This is a genomic window from Ruegeria sp. BHSC223 (assembly GCF_059613025.1).
This window is the reverse complement of the sequence record NZ_JBXWRR010000005.1, coordinates 163,313-182,265: the sequence shown is the minus strand read 5'-3', so window position 1 is coordinate 182,265 and position 18,953 is coordinate 163,313. Positions and strand designations below refer to the sequence as shown.

The following is an 18,953-nucleotide window of genomic DNA, read 5'->3' as shown; positions in this document are numbered from 1 at the left end:
AATCTATGCCTCCGGCGGGAGTATTTTGGGCGAAATGAAGGGGCTAGCGCCTTGCCTCGAGGGATGTGCCGTCGCGGATCACCGTCAGCGATTGGTCTGGGGCGACCTCAAGCGGGGCGGATTGGGTGCCATCGGGCCAGATCACCCGAATTGAGATGTCTCGTGCAGCGCCCAACCCGAAATGTTGGAACCTCGCCGCACCACCGGCATGACCGCCGCCCACTGTGATCTCGCGCGGCTGTGGCGGGGCCGAACCGGCCGTGACCTCGATCCAGGCGCCGATGGCGTCGCGGTTGGGGCCGGGTTGTTCCAGCGCCAGCGCCAGCCAGTGGCCGGTGTCTGCGGTGACATTCTGCCAGACCTCCAGCGGCGCGCGGCGGTTGACCACGGCAATGTCGAGCCGCCCGTCGACGTTCAGATCGACCAACGCCCCGCCGCGCCCGCGATGCAGGCTGGCGATACCGGCGCGCTCTCCGGCTTCGGCAAAGGTGCCGTCGGGTTGCTGGATCAGCAGGTTGTTGGGATCCTCCATCGCCGCATCGGGCATCTGTTCGACATTGCCCTTGGTGATGAAGACATCGTCCAGCCCGTCATTCTGCACATCGCCGATCCCGATATGCCAGCCGGTCGAGGGTCGCCCGTCGCCGCCGGTATAGGGCCGGTGGGCGGTGGTGCCCATGGCATAGGGCACATCCGTGAATTCCGCGCCGTTCCCGGCCCTCCGTTGCAGGCGCTGGTCGCCCATAGAGGACAGGAACACCTCTTGGTTCCCATCGCGGTCCAGATCGCGCTGGGCGATGCCCATGCCCCAGAGTTTGTGGCTGATCCAGCCGTCGGCGGGGCCGAGCAGGCGGGGCGTGGACCCCATCGCCCACATCTGTTCCTCGCCCTCCGAGACATAATAGTGCCGGTCGTTGCTGACCCGCAGGTCGGTCCGGCCCTGCTGCGCCCAGTCGCTGAACAGCATCGAGAGCGGGCAATACCCCGGCTCCAGCACTTGGGGCGGGCCATAGTGGTCGCCCTCGGGCCGGTAGAGGAGGTTTACGTCGCAGGTGCCGAACGGGCCGTTTGGGTTGCTGCGGTCGACATAATTGCCAAAGGCCAGCGTCGGCAGGCTCTGCCCCGCCTCCCATGTGGCGGAAAAGGCAGTGGTCCAGCGGTCACCGCTGGTGAAACCCAACCCCTCGAACGGGGCAAAGCTGCACTCGGGACCGCCGCGCAACAGTTGGTTCGGACCCACCCGCAGCACCGCCAGGTCGATGTAGCCGTCGCTGTCGATATCCAGGGGATAGGCGCCGATCATGCCCGGTTCGGCCAGCGCCTCGGGCGTTTCGGTCTCGAACCGCAATGCCGTGTTGTCAGAACGGTTGCGCAACAGGGTGGCCGCGTTTTCGCCACCCGCCGCCAGCAGTTCCGGCAGACCGTCGCCGTCGCAGTCGAACACCGCCAGCCCGCCGCCGACGAAATGCTCCCATCCGCCCGCATAGATATGCTCGGGTACCGGCACAGGGCGGAACACCGGGTCGGCCAGCGCGGGGGCGGCAGCGAGAAACAGCGCGAGGAGTTCAAGCCGCATCTTTGTCCAGCCTATCCAAGGCCAGTTCCGACACCTGATCCAGCGCATAGGCCGCCGCCCCGCGCGCCCACATCAGATCGCCCCATTTATGCACCACCACCTCGGGCGGGGCCTTGTCCACCTGCACGATGGATTTGCGCATCGCATCGATCACCGCGTCGGCATAGAGATGGTCGAGCTGCATCTGTTCACCGGCAAGGATGATCAGTTCGGGGTCGAAGATGTTGACCAGATTGGCCAGCCCCATGGCAAAGATCTGGCCTGCGCGGTCCAGAATGCTGCGCGCGGTGGCGTCACCCGTTCGGGCGGCATTCAACAGGGTCTCGACCCGTGTTGCTGCGTCACCCTCGGCCGAGAGACCGCTGACAAGCGTCGCCTCGCGCAACAGCGCGTAATCGGCGACATAGGCCTCGAGACAGCCGCGCTGGCCACAACGGCAGAGCGCGCCGTTCAATTGCACCTTGGTATGGCCGAATTCGGCGCCACAGCCGCGCGTGCCGCGATAAAGCGCGCCGCCGATCACCATGCCCAGGCCGACGCCGCTTTCGATGGTGACGACCAGAAAATCCTTGTGCTCGCGCCCCAGGCCAAAGGTCTGTTCGGCCACCGCCACCAGATTGGCGTCGTTGTCGATGAAACAAGGGGTGCCGAGTGTCCGTGTCAGCAGCGCGCCGAAATCGACATTGCGGGTCGAGAGAGACGGTGACCAGTGCACAAACCCGTCGGTCGCCTCGACGATGCCGGCGATGCCGATGCCGACGCCTGAAACCTCGTCCGCGCGGCGTCCGGCGACGGTTGCCAGATGGCTGACCGCATCCCGGATTGCCTCGGCCAGCACCTCGGGGGCGTTGACGGGGGCGGGCAGGTCACATTCTTCGGCAGCAAGCTGTTCGCCTTCGAAATCCAGAAGCACCAGCGACAGTTTATGATGCGAGACCTTGACCCCCGCCACCAGATGCGCGGCGCCGCGAATCTTGAGATCGACGCGCGGGCGACCCCGGCGGGAATCCGGTCCGGCCTCGTCGCGCTGAACCTCTTCGATCAGGCCATGCGACAGCAATTCTGCGGTGATCGTGGTGACCGTCGCGCGGCTGATGCCGGTCAGGTCGGACAGTTCGATCCGGGGGATACGACCCGCGTGCCGGATCCGGCGCAGCAAGGTGCGGCGACCATATTCCCTTTGCATCACAGCCATTTATACGTGTCCTTCCTGTCTTTTCCCGTCACCGGTTTCGGGATCCTAGCCAGCGGACGATGCCGGGCCAAGCCCTTAGCGACAGGTCCTGAGCCTCAAGCCTAACTTATTTAATTTGACATTCAAATTAAAATAACACACGATCCTTGCACCGGCCCCGCCCGAGGCAAGGAATGGCGTGCGGCTGCAACCGATTTGGGAGGACAGAATGAAACTCTATGCAACCGCATCCGCGGTGATCGTCAGCGCCATGCTGGGAACCGTGGCCATGGCGGCCGATGTCGTCGTGGGCGTCAGTTGGTCAAACTTCCAGGAGGAGCGCTGGAAAACCGACGAGGCCGCGATCAAGGCCGAGCTGGAATCCAAGGGCGCCAAGTATATCTCGGCGGATGCGCAAAGCTCTTCGGCCAAGCAGCTGTCGGACGTGGAGAGCCTGATCGCGCAAGGCGCGACCGCGCTGATCATTCTTGCGCAGGACGCGCAGGCCATCGGCCCCGCGGTGCAGGCCGCAGCCGACGAGGGCATCCCGGTCGTGGGCTATGACCGCCTGATCGAAGACAGCCGCGCCTTCTACCTGACCTTCGACAACGTCGAAGTGGGCCGGATGCAGGCCCGCGCCGTGCTCGAGGCCGCGCCCACCGGCCGCTACGTGATGATCAAGGGTTCGCCCACTGACCCGAACGCGGATTTCCTGCGTGGTGGCCAGCAGGAAGTGCTGCAAGCCGCCATCGACAAGGGTGACATCACCATCGTGGGCGAGGCCTATACCGACGGCTGGCTTCCCGCCAACGCACAGCGCAACATGGAACAGATCCTGACCGCCACCGACAACGGTGTCGACGCGGTTGTCGCCTCGAACGACGGCACCGCCGGCGGCGTTGTGGCCGCGCTGACCGCGCAAGGCATGGAAGGGCTGCCGGTCTCGGGTCAGGACGGCGATCATGCCGCACTGAACCGGGTGGCCAAGGGCACCCAGACCGTTTCGGTCTGGAAGGATGCCCGCGATCTGGGCCGCGCCGCTGCGCGCATCGCCGTGTCGCTGGCCGAAGGCACCAAGATGAACGCCATCGGTGGCGCCGACGACTGGACCTCGCCGGGTGGCACCAAGATGAACGCGATGTTCCTCGAACCGCTGCCGATCACCAAGGACAACCTGTCGGTTGTTGTCGACGCTGGCTGGATCACCCAGGAAACCCTGTGCCAGGGCGTGACCAACGGTCCCGCACCCTGCAACTGATCCCTTTCCAACACGACCGGTCTCACCCTGCTTTGGGGTGAGACCCCCAAAATCGCAGGACATCCCATGACTCATTCCGAGGCGGAGCTGTCCCCGGCACATCCCAAGAAATCCTTTGTTCAGACGCTGGAACTTGATCTGCGCCTTCTCGGCATGATCGGTGCCTTCGCGATCCTGTGCATCGGCTTCGACCTTGTGACCGGCGGCCGTTTCCTGACACCGCGCAACATCTTCAACCTGACCATCCAGACCGTTTCGGTCGCGATCATGGCCACCGGCATGGTGTTCGTCATCGTCACCCGTCATATCGACCTGAGCGTCGGCGCGCTTCTGGCGACCTGCTCGGCGGTGATGGCGATGACCCAGACCGAGATCCTGCCCAACATGCTGGGCCTGGGGCTGGGCCATCCGCTGATCCCCTGGGTGACGATTGTCTTTGGCATCCTCGTTGGTACGCTGATCGGCGCCTTTCACGGCTGGCTGGTGGGTTATCTGACCATCCCCGCCTTTATCGTGACGCTGGGCGGCCTGCTGATCTGGCGCAATGTCGGCTGGTACATGACCAGCGGCAAGACCATCGGCCCGCTGGACCCGACCTTCATGAAGTTCGGCGGCATCAATGGCACGCTGGGTGCCACCTGGTCCTGGGTTGCCGGTCTGCTGGCGCTGGCCGCCGCGCTCTACGGGCTGTGGGCCAGCCGCAAGAACAAGCTCCGTCATGGCTTCCCGGTCAAGCCGCTCTGGGCCGAGGGGGTTCTGGCGGCACTGATCTCGGGCGCGATCCTTGGCTTTGTCGCCATCCTGAACGCCTATGAGGTGCCGCTGGCCCGGCTCAAGCGCGATTTCGAGGCACAGGGCCTGACCCTGCCCGAAGGCTATACCGAGGCCTATGGCATCCCGATCTCGGTGCTGCTGCTGATCTTTATCGCGGTCGGCATGACCATGCTGGCGCGGCGCACCCGGCTTGGCCGCTATATCTTTGCCACTGGCGGCAACCCCGATGCGGCGGAACTGAGCGGCATCAACACGCGGTTGCTGACGGTCAAGATTTTCGCCCTGATGGGTGCGCTCTGTGCCATCTCGGCGGTGGTGGCCTCGGCCCGCCTGACCAACCATTCCAACGACATCGGCACGCTGGACGAGCTGCGCGTGATCGCGGCGGCCGTGATCGGCGGCACCGCGCTGGCGGGCGGGTTCGGCACCATCCACGGGGCCATCCTGGGCGCGCTGATCATGCAGTCGCTGCAATCGGGCATGGCCATGGTCGGGGTCGACGCGCCCTTGCAGAACATCGTCGTGGGCGCGGTTCTGGTACTGGCGGTTCTGATCGACATTCTCTATCGCAAAAAGACGGGGGCACGGTGATGATTGACAGAACGGGAACACCCTTGGTCGAGATGCGCGACATCTGCATCTCGTTCGGCGGCGTACACGCGGTCGACCATGTCAGCGTCAATCTCTATCCGGGCGAGGTCGTGGGCCTCTTGGGTCATAACGGCGCCGGCAAATCGACGCTGATCAAGATCCTCTCGGGCGCCTATCGCATGGACTCGGGCGAGATCCGCATCAACGGAGAGCGCGCCGAGATCCACAATCCCCGCGACGCAAGGCGTTACAATATCGAGACGATATATCAGACACTGGCGCTGGCGGATAACCTCGATGCGGCCTCGAACCTGTTTCTGGGGCGCGAGTTGGTGACGCCCTTCGGGCTGGTCGATGACGACGCGATGGAGGCCGAGACGCGCAAGATCATGGCGCGGCTCAATCCCAACTTCAAGAAGTTCAACGAGCCGGTCTCGGCCCTGTCTGGCGGTCAGCGCCAGTCGGTCGCCATCGCCCGCGCGGTCTATTTCGATGCCCGCATCCTGATCATGGACGAGCCGACCGCCGCGCTTGGCCCGCATGAAACGCAAATGGTTGCCGAGCTGATCGAGCAGCTCAAGGCGCAGGGCATCGGCATCTTCCTGATCAGTCACGACATCCACGACGTGATGAAACTCTGCGACCGGGCCAGCGTCATGAAGAACGGCCAACTGGTGGGCACGGTGGACGTGGACAAGGTCACCGATGACGACCTGCTGGGCATGATCATCCTGGGCAAGCACCCGGGCGAGCAGGCCGAGGCGTGACCATGACGGTTCTGGTGGCAGATGTGGGGGGCACCAATACCCGCGTCGCGCTGGCCAGCGCCGGGCAGTTGGTGCATCTGACCCGGTTCGCCAACGATGCCTATGGCTCTTTCGCCGAGGTTCTGGACGCCTATGCGCGGGGCCGCACCTTGCCGGGCCTGCGCGGTGTCTGTGTTGCGGTGGCCGGACCCGTGGCGGGTGGACGGGCCGAGCTGACCAACAGGAACTGGCATTTCGACGCGGCAGAGCTGGCCGCGCCATTGCCGGGGCAGGGGGGTATTCCGGCGCGGCTGATCAACGATCTGGTGGCGCTGGGCCATGCGCTGCCGGGGCTGACGGCGGCGCAGCTTGACGTGATCCGCGCCGGTGCGGCGCAGCCCTCGAACGATCAGGCGCTGGTGGCGGGACTTGGCACCGGTTTCAACACCTGCCTGCTCAAGGGCGGCGCGGTGGTCGAGGCCGAACTGGGTCATGCCAGCCTGCCGCTGGCCATCGCCGAGGAACTGCGCGCGCAGATTGGCGATGCGGCGGGCGGGTTTCGCACCAACGAATGCCTGTTCTCGGGTCGGGGCCTGTCGCGGTTGCACCAGATCCTGTCAGGACAGGAGCGGCGCGGACAGGACATCCTGGCGGACTATGCCACCGGCGGCGACCCGCAGGCAGCGGCCACGGTGACGCTGACCGCGCGGTTGCTGGGGCTTTTCGCACGAGAGCTGGTGTTCCAGTATCTGCCGTTCCGGGGCATCCACTTCGCAGGTGGTGCTGCGCGCGGTATCCTTGGCTCGGCGGCCCGGACGGAATTCCTGTCGGCCTTCGAGGCGGACGGGCGTTTTGCCGACCACCTTGACCGGGTGCCGGTGCGTCTGATCGCTGACGATGCCGCGGCGCTTAGCGGCGCGGCCCGGCTGATGGAGGAAAGCGCATGACCGACCCCTTGTTCCGATGGGGTATCCTGTCGACGGCCAAGATCGCGCGCGAACAGGTGATGCCCGCCATAGCCCGATCAGAAACCGGCGTGATCCACGCCATCGCCAGCCGCGACGCGGGCCGGGCGCAGGCACAGGCGGCACGGTTCTCGGCCGCGCGCTGGTATGACGCTTACGATGCGCTGCTGTCCGATCCGGATGTGGACGGGGTCTATATCCCGCTGCCCACCGCCCAGCACGTTGAATGGGCGATCCGCGCGGTCGAGGCGGGCAAACACGTGCTCTGCGAGAAGCCCATCGCGTTGAGGGCCGAGCAGATCGACCGGGTCATCGCGGCCCGCGATGCCTCGGGCCGGGTGGTGTCCGAGGCCTTCATGGTCTGGTATCACCCGCAATGGCACAAGGTACGCGACCTGATCGCCAGCGGCGCCATCGGCCCGCTGCGGCAGGTCACCGGCGGGTTTTCCTATCACAACACGGACCCGGACAACATGCGCAACCGGCCCGAATTGGGAGGTGGCGCGCTACCCGATATCGGCGTCTATCCGGTGGTGACGACCCTCTTGGCAACCGGGGCAGAGATGCGCCGGGCCGCGGCGCGGGTCGAATACTCGCCCGAGTTCGGCACCGATATCCTTGCCCGCGCCACGGTTGGCTTTGACGGGTTCGATCTGGATTTCCATGTGGCGACCCAGATGGCCGCCTATCAGTCGATGCGCTTCTTTGGCGAGATCGGCTGGATCGACGTGCCAACCCCGTTCAACGCTGGTCTCTACGGGTTTGACGAGGTGGTGCTGCACGATCAGAAAGCAGGGTCGCGGCAGGTGTTTCGCTTTCCGGGTATCAACCAGTACGAGGCGCAGGTGGATGCTTTCGTCCGGGCGACCCGGGGTGCGGGCGAGGTCTTTCCGCTGGAGATGTCTCGCAGGGTACAGGAGGTGATCGACGCGATCTATGCCGCAGCTACGCCCAGCCGCGCCTAGCGCGGCACCGTTTTCCGGCCCGGAAAACGGCCCGGAATTCTTGCAGAATTCCGGCGCTCAGCGTCCGATTGCATAGGCCTGCATCAAGCGGGGCGTTGCCGCTGCGCGCAGCGTGCCGTCTGACAGGCGGCTGGCAGCGGTGAGGCGGCCGACGCTCCAGGGTTCGGCCACTTCGACCCGGTGCCCCCGTTTGCGCAGCTCGGCAATTGCCGCCTCGCCCAGGGTTGGTTCCACCATCAGATGCCCGGGTTGAACCTCGCGCGGGTAGAACGAGCTCTGGAAATGACCAGTATGAAACAAGGGTGCGTCAATTGCCTCTTGCAGGTTCAGCCCGCCATGCACCAGCCGCAAAAGATAGATCAACTGCCACTGGTCCTGCTGGTCGCCGCCCGGCGTGCCAAAGGCCAACTCGGTCCCGTCCGGTCCCCGCGCCATCGAAGGCGACAGTGTGGTGCGCGGGCGGCGCCCCGGCGCCAGCGAGGTTGGCAGTCCCTCGTCCAGCCAGAACATCTGTGCCCGGCTGTTCAGCGGCATCCCGAGCCCCGGCACCACCGGCGCGCTTTGCAACCAGCCGCCCGAGGGCGTGGCCGAGACCATGTTGCCCCAGCGGTCGATCACATCCAGATGCACCGTGTCGCCCTTGCGCTGGCTCAGATGCGCCATGGTCGGTTCTCCCGCGCCGGTTCCCCCGGCCGAGATATAGATTTCCTGCGCATGGCGCAGCGCGGCCGCCACCCAGCCCTCATATCCCTCCACCAGCCCCGGGCGCTGTTCGGTCGCGGCCCGCGTGCTGATCAGGGCGCGCCGCGTTTCGGCATAGCGGGCGGACAGCAGCGTGCACATGGGAATGTCGCTGTGCTCGGGGTCGCCGTAATAGGCTTCTCGATCGGCAAAAGAGAGCTTCATCGCCTCGGTCACCAGATGTACGAACTCGGCGCCATTGAGGTCGAGCGCGTCCAGATCGAACCCGTCGAGCAGATGCAGAGATTGCAGCAGCGCCGGGCCTTGGGTCCAGGGGCCACCCTTCCACACGGTCCAGTCCTTGTATCGGGTCGAGATCGGCGCCTCGTAGCTGGCCTGCCAGTTGGCCATGTCCTCGCCGCTCAGCACCCCTTTGCGGCGCCCGCCGGCGGCATCCATCACGCAGGCATGGCGCATATAGCGGTCGATGCTCTCGGCCACGAAACCGCGATAGAAGGCCGCCCGCGCCGCCTCGATCTGCGCCTCGCGACCGCGCGCCGTTTCTGCCTCGGTCAAAAGGCGGGTCCAGGTGTCGGCCAGGGCCGGGTTCTTCATCAGCGCCCCGGCGCGCGGGGCATTGCCGCCCGGCAACCAGGTCTCGTAAGAGCTGGGCCATTCTTCGCGAAAGAACTCCGCCAGACCGGCGATGGTGGCCGCGACCCGGGGCAGGGCGGGATGCCCGGCCCGGGCATAGTGGATGGCCGGTTCCAGAATGTCGCGCAGCGGCAGCGTCCCATAGTCGCGCAGCATCAGCATCCAGGCGTCAAAGGCACCGGGGATGACGGTGGCGAGCAGGCCTGATCCCGGAATGCGCGTCAGCCCTTCGGACCGGTAATGCGCAATGGTGGCCCCGGCAGGCGCGGTGCCCTGGCCGCAGACCATGGTGGGCACCACATCGCCTGCCGGCTTGATCAGCATCGGCATGTCACCCAGCGGGCCGTTCAGATGCGGTTCGACCACATGCAGCACAAATCCCATCGCCGCCGCCGCATCAAAGGCATTGCCGCCACGCTCCAGCACCCCCATACCGACCGCCGAGGCGATCCAGTGGGTCGAGGTGGCAACCGCAAAGGTGCCCGCGATCTCGGGCCGGGTGGTAAATCGCATCGCTCAGTAATCGCGTTCGAAGAAGATGCCCAGCGAGGTGTCGCCGGAATTGTCGACCATGCCCTTGAGCGTCAGGTTGTCGGTCACGTCCAGGTTCAGGTTCACCTCGGTATCGCCCTCGATATTGACGGTGAAATCGGTGTAGAGATTGTCACTCAGATAGGCCCCGGCGCCCAGACGTCCAACCCCGCCCGCGTCCGTGCCGATTTCGATCGTGTCTGTACCTGTCTTTTCCCTTGCGCCTTTGGCGACGTCGCCTCCATGGCCGGACAATGTCGCCAGCGAGGCGGCCATCTGCGCGATGACAAAGGGTGAGAGCTGCGAGAACTGGTTGCCAAAGAGCAGCATCGCCAGCGCCTCTTCTGAGGGGCGGTCGGGATCGGCGGTCACCCGGACTTCGGGTTGGTCCAGCGGCCCGATGATCCTGAGCGTGGCCTGACCTTCGGAGGTGGTGGCGGTCGAGGCGAATTCGACAAACGGTGTCAGATCGCCTTGCAGGGTGACAACGCCCTTGGTCAGTTTCAGACGACGACCAAGAATGTTGAAATCGCCCCGGATCAGCGCGATCTGGCCCGAGGGAACCACCGCCGCGCTGGTTCCGCCAATATGGATGCGCCCGCCCATTTCGGCATTCAGACCCCGGCCACGGGCATAGACCTTGCCGGGCGCGTTGATGGCGATGTCCAGCGCCATGGTCGAGCTGCCGCCGCCGCCATTGCCGGTATCGACCAGCTTTGCCCGCTGGCGCGTTGCGTATACCGCGGCCGGTTCGCCGAGATGTGCCATGCCTTCCGGGATCGGAGCGGCACCGACTGCGCCCGAGGCGGTGTTGAGATTGATATTGGTTTCGCCCACCTCGATCTGCCCGGCCAGCCGGCTGTTGCCGGTGAGCGGCCCGGACAGGGTGATCTGCCCGCCCAACACGCTCTCAAAGGAGAGGTTGTCGGTCATCACCAGATCGTTCAGCCGTACCGCGATCTGCCCGTCAAAGGGCGGCAGCAGCGAGACAGGACCGGTGACGGTAAAACCGCCCCCGGCGCGGACGCCGCCACGGATGTCGATCCGGGCGGCACTGTTGGCAAGGGTGACAGTACCGCCGATGCCGGTGATGGTCTGGCCAAGACCGGGGATCGCAAGCGCCGAGTCGGCAGTGGTTATGGTGCCGCTCAGCGCCCCCAGTCCCGGCTTGCCGCGCAGCGCCAGATCGAACCGTGCGGTGCCGTCGATCTTGTTGGGGGCCAGCGCCCTGTTGGCGGCGCCCAGGCTGAGCTGACCCTGCGCGGTCATGTCTGCCGTACCTTGCCCCTCGTCGAATGTGCCGGCCACATCCGCCGTGATCCCGGCGGGGCCACGCGCGTTGCCGTTGACCGTCCAGATGCCGCCCGTGCGGGTGGCGGTTCCGACCGCTTTCAACGCCCCGGCCAGTTCTGGGACAAAGCGCTCCAGCCGCGCCAGTTCGGCGTCAAATTCCAGATCGGCGGCGCCATTCGTATCGACCGTACCGTTCAGCCGGGCAAAGGAACTGTCGGGGCCCAGCAACTCGATATCGCTGCGCAGGCCGGTTTCGGTGGGTGACAGGGTGCCGCTGAGCTTGAGCGGCCCCGAGACAGAGGGCGTCACCCGCGAGAGATCATCCAGCCGGGCGGCGAAGCGCAGGTTGCTGCCGGTGCCGCGAAAAGCGCCCGAGGCCTCGGCGCTGAGCGCGCTGCCGTCCAGGTCGAAATGGCGGATATCCATCCCGCCCGCATCGCGGCTGCCGTCGAATTCCAGCCGGGTTTGTCCTGCGATCAGCGCGTCGGCCTGGGCAATGCCGGTGCGCAGGTCGACACCATCGAGCGCGAGGCTTAGATCAAAGCTCTCGCCGTTCAGTGCGGTGCGCCCCTCCAGCCCGGCGCGGATCTGCCCGCCAAGCTCCAGACCGGCAAGCCCAGAGAAGGGCGCGAGATCGGGGGCCGTGATGCGTGCGGTGCCATCAAAGGCCGGTGCGCCGGTCAACCCGGTCACCTCGCCCTGCACCTCGGTGCTGAGCACCGGCGCGTCAAGCGTGAATCGGCGCAGGCTCAGGTCGTCGCCGGCGCGGCGCGCGTCGAGGTTCATCCGGATCGCGCCCGTCAGCAGTGGGTCGATATCAGCCACGCCACTGGAGAGGCCCCGGCCACTCAGATCAACGGTCAGGTCGAACTCCTCGCCCAGCCGGGTGGCGCTGCCGGTGATCTCGGCCACCACGGCGCCGCTCAGCGGGCGCCCGGCCAGTCCCGAGAAGGGGGCAAGGTCGGGCGTGTCGATCCGCAGGTTGCCATCCAGCGCCAGAATGCCATCGGGCTGGGTGACTTTCGCATCGGCCTCGATTTGTCCCGCCGCGGAATCGAGGGTCAGCGCGCGCACCGTCATACCGGTGTCGTCGCGCAGCGCGTCCAGATGCAGGCGACTGGTGCCAACCAGCAGGGGATCGGCCTCGGCCATGCCGGTCTTCAGGTCGCGCCCCTCGACGTCCAGCACGAAGTCGAAGCTACCCGACAGAGGTGCGCCGTTTCCGGTCAGCCGCGCCTCGGCCTCGCCGCCCAGATCGCGCCCCGCCAGTTCCGAGAAGCGGCCGAGATCGGCAGCGGTCAATGCAACGGTGCCGTCCATCTCGAAGCCGGAGGTCAGCCCGTCGATCACCGCATCGGCAGTGGCGGTGAAATCGGCTCCACGCAGGACAAGACCGGTCAGCGAAAGCGCCCGTTCGGGTGGCAGTTCGAAACCACCCGTCAGCGTGACGGCCTCACCCAGAGCGCTTTTCAGCGCTGGGTCGGCAAACGCCATCCCGTCCAGCGCGGCCTCGATCTGCCCGGCCAGCGTGGGGCTGCCCGCCGCCGGGGTCAGGGTGCCGCTGGCACCGATCCGGGCGCGGTCGAGCCGCAGATCGGGCGTGTCGAGCGCCTCGGCGCTCAGGTCCAGAACCCAGCCATCTCCCTCGCTTCGGTCATAGCGACCGCTCAGCTGCGCTGCGCCCAGTGTGATCCGCTGGTCGGGCACGGGCAGGGTGACACTGGACCCGTCGGGCGGGGTGATGCGCCCGTCAAGCGCCACGCGGTCCAGCGTGCCGCCAGGGGCCAGAGCCAACGCGCCGCTCAGGTCGAGCGCGTCCGAGCGCAGGTCGAACCGGTCGATCCGCATCGCCCCATCTGCGAGCGAACTACCATCGACGGCGAACCGGGTGTCGGTGCCGAAGAACGGGTCAAAGGCGGGATCCAGCAGCGGCGTGACATCGCCGCCCAGTTCGGCGGCAAACAGAATGCCGGGGGCGGTCTCATCTCCGGTGCCGCGCAGCCGCACCTGTCCTGTTACCCGTTCGACCGCATCGCTGCTCAACCCGATATCGGCGGTGAAATCGTCAATCGGCCCCGCGCCCTTGGCGTTGAAAAGCAGCGCGGGGGCATCGGGGATCCCCAGAGTGGTTGCGATCAAGCCACCCGCCGCCTCGGTCAGGGTCAGATCCAGTGTGATCTGCCGGGTCTCGTTGGCAAAGCCCGCCACCAGGTCGATCTTGTCGCCGGGCCGGTCCAGCCGGGTCACACTCAGCGCGGTGTCAAGCGCCCCATCGGCCAGCGACAGATTGCCTCCGATCGACAGCGTCGCGGCCACGCCCAGCAGCGGTGCGCCCAGTGTCAGTGTCTCGACCCCAAGCTCTCCCAGTTCCACCGCGACCGGCAGTTCGGGCACCTGGAACGGGGTGGCGGCGGCATCGGGCAGTTCGACCTCGGCGGGCACGGGCAGGGGCGCGCGCGCAATGTCGATCTCGGCGGCGGTGAGCGTGTTGACCGAAAACCGCCCGCGCAGCAGCGCCAGCCGGTTCCAGTCCAGTTCCGCCGCGCGGATGGTCAGCCAGACCCCGTCGGCATCGGCGACGGTGATCTCTTCGATGGTGGCGCGTGAACTGAGCGCGCCCGAAAGGCCGCGCACACGGATGTTGCGCCCCTCGCCCGACAAGGTGTCCTCAAGGAAATCGACAAGCAGGCCGCCGCTTTCCTCCAGGCTTTGGGTTTCGGCCACGGCCGAGGACAGGGTCAGCGCGAAGGCCAGCGGATACACAACCGGTTTCATCAGAATGCCTGCCCGATCCCCAGATAGAATTGCAGCCCGCCATCGGTGTTGCCGCTGGTGGGATAAGCCAGGTCCAGCCGCAGCGGCCCCAGCCCGCCCAGATCATAGCGGATGCCCAGCCCGGCGCCCGCATGACTGTCCGAACCCGACGTGATGAAGGACGAGGCCCCCACCGTGCCGAAATCGTAGAAGCCCACCAGCGAGATCTTTTCGGTCACCTTGCCCCGGATCTCGGTCGACAGGCCGACAAAGGACTTGCCGCCCGCCGTAGCGCCGCCCACCGGCAGGCCGAGGCTCTCGTAAGGTTGGCCGCGCACGGTACCCGCCCCGCCGGAAAAGAACAGCAGTTCGGGCGAGATCTCGGATTGCGACGGTCCAAAGACCGAGCCGAGTTGCAACCGCCCGGCCAGCACGAAACGGCCTTCGGTGTTGAAGTCCCAATAGGCGCGGCCATCGGCGGTCAGCCGGGCCCCCGACTTTGTGCCTGACAAACCGATGAACGGGTCCAGCCCGGCATTGATGTAAAAGCCCCGCGTGGCGCTGACCTTGTTGTCGCGCTCGTCCCATTCCAGGGCCGTGCGCAGCCCCAGATAGCGGAACTTGCGCCCGGTGCCATAGGCGTCGTCCGCATCGCCATAGCTCAGGCCGATCCCGGCCTCGGCATAAAGCGTGTCCGAAAAGGTGCGGCGCGCGCCGATGCCCAGCACCGCGCGGGTGATCTGGTAATGGGTGCGGTTTCGCCGTTCCGCCTCGCCGATATAGAAGATGCTGTCATCCGGCCCCAGCCGGTCGGGCCGGTCGAGGCGGAAACCGATGCGTCCGTCGATATCCTCGGTGCCGCCGATGTTGCGCACGGTCGCCTCAAGCCGCAGACGTTCGGCGGCGCCAAACAGGTTGCGGTGGATCCAGATCGCCGACAGGTCGAGCCCGTCGCGCGAGGACAGTTCGGCGCCGAATGTGATGCGTCGCTTGGGCAGGTCCTCGAACGTGGCGTCGAAATCGAGCGTGCCGTCGGGATTGGGGGTCTCGTGTTCGGTGACCGAGACCAGCGCAAAGGCGCCGGTACGGCGCAGCCGGGTACCGACCCGTTGCACCTGGTCCGGCGAATAGACCTCGCCGCTGGGAAAGCCCGCGATGCGCGCGATGGCCTTGGGTGTCACGTCGCTGCCGCCCTGCACATACATCTGGCCAAAGCGCAGTTTGGGACCTGGCAACAGGCGAATGTCGGCGTCCAGTTCGGCAGGGGCATGGCGCACCCGAATGCGCTGGTCGCCGATCCGGACCTTGGCGTAACCGGCCTCGCGCCAACCGGTGATACCTGTCTGCGCCGCGTCGCGGATGGCGCCGGTGGTGGCCGGCTGGCCGGTGGCGAAGCCTTCGGGCAGGCGCGTTCCGGCACTTAGCGGTTCCACCCGCGCCGTGCCAAAGCGGAAGGCGGGGCCGGGATCGACCGCGATCTCGATCCGCCCGATCTTTTCAGGTGTGAAGAACGGGTCGATCCCGGCGGCCTCGCGCCCGTCCAGACGGATATGGATCACCGGGCTGAAATGGCCGGCGTCATACAGAACCTGAACCAGGGTACGGTAATCCGAGAGTGCCGCTGACAGCAGTTCCAGGGGGCTGTCCTGGCCACGTGCCGGCGCCGAAAGGGCAGACGAGCTTTGGCGCAGACGATCCTGCAACTCTTCCGAGGCGCCGGGTGCGGTCAGCACCGCTTCGAGGGCGAGTGTGGTTGTGGGCAAAAGGGCAATGGCCGCGGTGGCGAGACCGCGCAAAAGCACACCCAAGGGGCCTGTCAGTTTCATGCCACGGCTCCAGACTGCTCGGCCTTACGGATTACGGGCCTCCCCCCAAGGATGACTCGCCGGTTGCTGTCTGTGTAGCACAGCGAGCGAGGGGAGCGGAACGGCATAATCCAGGATCGGCGGAACTGCCGCGCCGGGAGGGAACGGGCAGGCAGGCGCCCTGCGCAGGCGCTTCATTTCCGGGCGGCAAGGGCGCGTCAGCGGGTGGCGGCGCGGTACCAGGCGATGATCGCGGCGCGATCCTCGGGTTCCATATAGGTGACATTGGCGGGGGGCATGGCATGGCTGACCCCGGATTGCAGATAGATCGCCCGCGCATTGCGGGCGATATCGCCTTCGGTTTCCAGCAGCACACCCTTGGGCGCCCAGAGAATGCCCTCCCACACCGGTTCGCGGGCATGACACATGGAACAGCGCCCCAGCACCACGTCATGCGCCTGATCAAAGCCGGGCGCGGCGGCCAGCCGCTGTTCCGTGGCGGTCAGGGGCTGCGCCTCGGCCTCTTCCAGTGGCTGGTGCATCGGTGCGGTCGAGAGCCAGATGATGGCAAGGAACAACAGCGCCGTGACCAGCCAGGTCCAGGTCGGGTTGCCGGTGCGGGCATGCAGCGAGTTGAAATAGTGCCGGATCGTCACCCCCATCAGGAAGACCAGCGCCGCGATGATCCAGTTGTACTGGGTGGCAAAGGCCAGCGGATAGTGGTTTGACAGCATCAGGAACAGGACCGGCAGCGTCAGATAGTTGTTATGGGTCGAGCGCAGCTTGGCGATCTTGCCGTATTTCGGATCGGGCGCGCGTCCGGCCATCAGGTCGGCCACCACGATCTTCTGGTTGGGGATGATGATGAAGAAGACGTTGGCGCTCATGATCGTGGCGGTGAAGGCGCCCAGATGCAACATCATGGCGCGGCCGGTGAACACCTGGTTCAGCGCCCAGCCCATCACCACCAAGAGGCCAAAGAGCAGCACCATCAGCAGGGTCGGGCGCTCGGCCAGCCCGGATTTGCACAGCCGGTCATAGACCAGCCAGCCAATCGACAGCGTTGCCGCCGAGATCGCGATGCCCTGCCACAGCGCCAGTTCCGCCTTGGACTGGTCGATCAGATACAGCTCTCCCCCCGCCCAATAGACGATCATCAGCAGGGCAAAGCCGCTGAGCCAGGTCGAATAGCTCTCCCATTTGAACCAGGTCAGGTGTTCGGGCATGCGTTCGGGCGCGACCAGGAACTTGCGGATGTGGTAGAACCCGCCGCCATGTACCTGCCATTCCTCGCCATGCGCTCCGGGCGGCAGGTCGGGCGCCTTGCGCAGACCGAGGTCGAGCGCGATGAAATAGAAAGACGATCCGATCCAGGCAATCGCGGTGATCACATGCAGCCAGCGCACGCCAAAGGCCAGCCAATCCCAGAACACGGCTAGATCATACATAAGGGTGGTCTCCGATCCGTTTGCGTCAGACTAGGCAAAGCACGTTTTTTCCGGTATTCCAGCATATTGCCAAGCTGTATCAAAATTTCCGGAACAATGTCCTATCTCGATAATATCCGAACCTTCGTGCGGGTCTATGAACTGGGCAGCATGTCCGCTGCGGGCCGCGACCTGCGGATCTCGCCGGCGGTGACCTCGGCCCGGATTTCACAGCTTGAAGAGCATCTGAACGTGCGGCTGTTCCAGCGCACCACCCGCAATCTGACGCCCACCGAACAGGGGCGTGCCTTTTACCCCGGCGCGGTGGCGGTGCTGGATGCGGTGAACGAGGCCGAGGCGCAGGTGATGCACCTGACCGAGGCACCGCGCGGTTCGCTGTTTGTTGCAGCGCCGCTGGGGTTGGGGCGGCGGTTGCTGGCGCCGAACGTGCCGGAATTCCTGGCCGAGTATCCCGAGATCGACATCCGTTTGCGGCTGACCGACCGGACCATCGACCTGACCACCGAGGGGCTGGATCTGGCTTTTTTCCTGGGCCAGCCCGAGGACAGCAACCTGCGCATCCGCAAGATTGCCGATTGCCGCCGGGTGCTGTGTGCCGCACCCGATTATGTCAAGCGCCGCGGGCTTCCCGTCACCGGTCAGGACCTGATCGCGGGGCGGCACGAATGCCTCAACCTGCGCTTTCCCGGTGCGACCGAATTCCAGTGGCTTTTGCAGACCGCCGAGGGGCCGCGCCGTTTTGCCGTATCGGGGCGGCATGAATGCGACGATGGCGATGTGCTGACAGACTGGGCGCTGACGGGGCAGGGGATCGCGATGAAGCCGGTTTTCGAGGTGGCCGAGCATCTCAAGGCCGGTCGGCTGGTGCCGGTGGCGATGGACACACCTCCGGTGCCCGTACAGATGGCCTGTCTCTATACGCACCGGCGACATCAAGACCCCAAGACCCGGCTGTTCATGGAGTTCATGATAGAACGGATCGGACGGGCGGTGAAAACGGCCGAGAAAATCGCCGCCTGAGACCGGCGCGCTCCCGCCCCCGGATCGCTGCCCTGACGGGCAACTCCCGGCGTTGGGCCCAGCGCCGGACCTGCGGTCCGGCGCGGTCGGTCAGTGGCGAACGGTCACGCCCACTGCAACAGCGCCGCGCCAGAGGCGCGGCGCCTGGCCCAACGGGAGGAGGGCATCTTTGATGCCTGACCGACGGGCGGGAGGGCCCCGCTTCTTCAACGACCGCGCCTAGCTGCCGCGATAGGTGGAATAGCCAAAGGGCGACAGCAGCAGCGGCACATGGTAATGCGCCTCGGGGTCCGACATTCCGAACCGGATCGGCACAATGTCCAGGAACAGCGGTTCCTCCCCGGCCTGGCCGGTTGCGCGCAGATAATCGCCAGCGGCAAACTCCAGCTCGTAGGTCCCGGTCGCGAAGGTTTCTTGAGGCAGGATTGGCGCGTCCGTCCGTCCGTCCGCATTGGTGACCATCCGGGTAATCTCGCTGCGTGTTGTTCCCGAGATGCTGTACAGGCTGATCCGCAGCCCCGCGGCGGGGCACCCACGGGCGGTGTCCAGAACATGTGTGGTGAGATATCCGGTCATGGTGGCCTCCTTGTGCATCCCCTTGCCTCGCATATCCATATTGCCTGCGGCAAACCCGGAAATCACGAGAGAGTTTCTGTCTTGATTTGAAGATGGCCGCTTGCCCCGAGGACCGGCCCACGGCACCTTGAACCGGGCACCC

13 protein-coding genes are annotated in these 18,953 nt (G+C 65.9%); 6 read left to right on the top strand and 7 right to left on the bottom strand.

Annotated features, from left to right (window positions below):
- Nucleotides 1-43: 43 nt before the first annotated feature.
- On the bottom strand, nucleotides 44-1,576 hold the full coding sequence (locus AC2FNY_RS11220) for a CRTAC1 family protein (RefSeq protein WP_496802491.1): 1,533 nt from the start codon (nucleotides 1,574-1,576) through the stop codon (nucleotides 44-46).
- Entirely contained in the window at nucleotides 1,566-2,771 is a 1,206-nt protein-coding gene (locus tag AC2FNY_RS11215; protein ID WP_496802490.1) for an ROK family transcriptional regulator, read from the bottom strand. Before AC2FNY_RS11215 ends, AC2FNY_RS11220 begins: the two co-directional genes overlap by 11 nt.
- Nucleotides 2,772-2,979: 208 nt before the next feature.
- Between AC2FNY_RS11215 and xylF the strand changes: the two genes are divergently transcribed.
- The 5 genes from xylF (at nucleotide 2,980) to AC2FNY_RS11190 (ending at nucleotide 8,049) form a co-directional block, all read left to right on the top strand.
- Nucleotides 2,980-4,008, top strand: coding sequence for a D-xylose ABC transporter substrate-binding protein (gene xylF, locus AC2FNY_RS11210; RefSeq protein WP_234139294.1), 1,029 nt, complete (start codon nucleotides 2,980-2,982; stop codon nucleotides 4,006-4,008).
- Between the two features lie 66 nt (nucleotides 4,009-4,074).
- Nucleotides 4,075-5,373 (top strand): sugar ABC transporter permease, encoded by a 1,299-nt coding sequence (locus AC2FNY_RS11205; RefSeq protein ID WP_496802489.1) that lies wholly within the window; start codon nucleotides 4,075-4,077, stop codon nucleotides 5,371-5,373.
- Nucleotides 5,373-6,140, top strand: coding sequence for an ATP-binding cassette domain-containing protein (locus AC2FNY_RS11200; protein WP_234139296.1), 768 nt, complete (start codon nucleotides 5,373-5,375; stop codon nucleotides 6,138-6,140). Before AC2FNY_RS11205 ends, AC2FNY_RS11200 begins: the two co-directional genes overlap by 1 nt.
- Before the next feature lie 2 nt (nucleotides 6,141-6,142).
- A complete protein-coding gene (locus AC2FNY_RS11195; protein WP_234167203.1) occupies nucleotides 6,143-7,066 on the top strand; it encodes an ROK family protein in 924 nt (307 codons plus the stop codon).
- Nucleotides 7,063-8,049: a Gfo/Idh/MocA family protein gene (locus AC2FNY_RS11190; protein ID WP_496802488.1), complete on the top strand. Its 987-nt coding sequence runs from the start codon at nucleotides 7,063-7,065 to the stop codon at nucleotides 8,047-8,049. The genes AC2FNY_RS11195 and AC2FNY_RS11190 overlap by 4 nt, the downstream gene beginning before the upstream one ends.
- Nucleotides 8,050-8,106: 57 nt before the next feature.
- Here the strand turns inward: AC2FNY_RS11190 and AC2FNY_RS11185 are convergent, their stop codons facing one another.
- From AC2FNY_RS11185 to AC2FNY_RS11170, 4 genes are all read right to left on the bottom strand, one after another.
- The gene (locus AC2FNY_RS11185; RefSeq protein WP_496802487.1) at nucleotides 8,107-9,897 is read right to left on the bottom strand and encodes a gamma-glutamyltransferase family protein; all 1,791 of its coding nucleotides are present in this window, start codon (nucleotides 9,895-9,897) and stop codon (nucleotides 8,107-8,109) included.
- Nucleotides 9,898-9,900: 3 nt separating this feature from the next.
- On the bottom strand, nucleotides 9,901-13,983 hold the full coding sequence (locus tag AC2FNY_RS11180) for a translocation/assembly module TamB domain-containing protein (protein WP_496802486.1): 4,083 nt from the start codon (nucleotides 13,981-13,983) through the stop codon (nucleotides 9,901-9,903).
- Nucleotides 13,983-15,788 (bottom strand): autotransporter assembly complex protein TamA, encoded by a 1,806-nt coding sequence (locus tag AC2FNY_RS11175; RefSeq protein ID WP_496802485.1) that lies wholly within the window; start codon nucleotides 15,786-15,788, stop codon nucleotides 13,983-13,985. The genes AC2FNY_RS11180 and AC2FNY_RS11175 overlap by 1 nt, the downstream gene beginning before the upstream one ends.
- Before the next feature lie 197 nt (nucleotides 15,789-15,985).
- Complete coding sequence (locus AC2FNY_RS11170; protein ID WP_234139301.1) at nucleotides 15,986-17,215, bottom strand: urate hydroxylase PuuD; 1,230 nt, start codon at nucleotides 17,213-17,215, stop codon at nucleotides 15,986-15,988.
- A 96-nt stretch (nucleotides 17,216-17,311) separates the two neighbouring features.
- On the opposite strand from AC2FNY_RS11170, the gene AC2FNY_RS11165 reads away from it, so the two are divergent.
- Nucleotides 17,312-18,235 carry a LysR family transcriptional regulator gene (locus AC2FNY_RS11165; protein WP_234139302.1) on the top strand — a complete coding sequence of 308 codons (924 nt, stop codon included), beginning with the start codon at nucleotides 17,312-17,314 and terminating at the stop codon, nucleotides 18,233-18,235.
- Between the two features lie 219 nt (nucleotides 18,236-18,454).
- On the opposite strand, the gene uraH is transcribed toward AC2FNY_RS11165, so the two are convergent.
- Nucleotides 18,455-18,811 carry a hydroxyisourate hydrolase gene (gene uraH / locus AC2FNY_RS11160; protein WP_234170315.1) on the bottom strand — a complete coding sequence of 119 codons (357 nt, stop codon included), beginning with the start codon at nucleotides 18,809-18,811 and terminating at the stop codon, nucleotides 18,455-18,457.
- Nucleotides 18,812-18,953 lie beyond the last annotated feature (142 nt).

Excerpts from the sequence above, each read along its gene's own strand:
- AC2FNY_RS11220 (WP_496802491.1), bottom strand. The coding sequence starts at position 1,576 with ATGCGGCTTGAACTCCTCGCGCTGTTTCTCGCTGCCGCCCCCGCGCTG.
- AC2FNY_RS11215 (WP_496802490.1), bottom strand. The coding sequence starts at position 2,771 with ATGGCTGTGATGCAAAGGGAATATGGTCGCCGCACCTTGCTGCGCCGG.
- xylF (WP_234139294.1), top strand. The coding sequence starts at position 2,980 with ATGAAACTCTATGCAACCGCATCCGCGGTGATCGTCAGCGCCATGCTG.
- AC2FNY_RS11205 (WP_496802489.1), top strand. The coding sequence starts at position 4,075 with ATGACTCATTCCGAGGCGGAGCTGTCCCCGGCACATCCCAAGAAATCC.
- AC2FNY_RS11200 (WP_234139296.1), top strand. The coding sequence starts at position 5,373 with ATGATTGACAGAACGGGAACACCCTTGGTCGAGATGCGCGACATCTGC.
- AC2FNY_RS11195 (WP_234167203.1), top strand. The coding sequence starts at position 6,143 with ATGACGGTTCTGGTGGCAGATGTGGGGGGCACCAATACCCGCGTCGCG.
- AC2FNY_RS11190 (WP_496802488.1), top strand. The coding sequence starts at position 7,063 with ATGACCGACCCCTTGTTCCGATGGGGTATCCTGTCGACGGCCAAGATC.
- AC2FNY_RS11185 (WP_496802487.1), bottom strand. The coding sequence starts at position 9,897 with ATGCGATTTACCACCCGGCCCGAGATCGCGGGCACCTTTGCGGTTGCC.
- AC2FNY_RS11180 (WP_496802486.1), bottom strand. The coding sequence starts at position 13,983 with ATGAAACCGGTTGTGTATCCGCTGGCCTTCGCGCTGACCCTGTCCTCG.
- AC2FNY_RS11175 (WP_496802485.1), bottom strand. The coding sequence starts at position 15,788 with ATGAAACTGACAGGCCCCTTGGGTGTGCTTTTGCGCGGTCTCGCCACC.
- AC2FNY_RS11170 (WP_234139301.1), bottom strand. The coding sequence starts at position 17,215 with ATGTATGATCTAGCCGTGTTCTGGGATTGGCTGGCCTTTGGCGTGCGC.
- AC2FNY_RS11165 (WP_234139302.1), top strand. The coding sequence starts at position 17,312 with ATGTCCTATCTCGATAATATCCGAACCTTCGTGCGGGTCTATGAACTG.
- uraH (WP_234170315.1), bottom strand. The coding sequence starts at position 18,811 with ATGACCGGATATCTCACCACACATGTTCTGGACACCGCCCGTGGGTGC.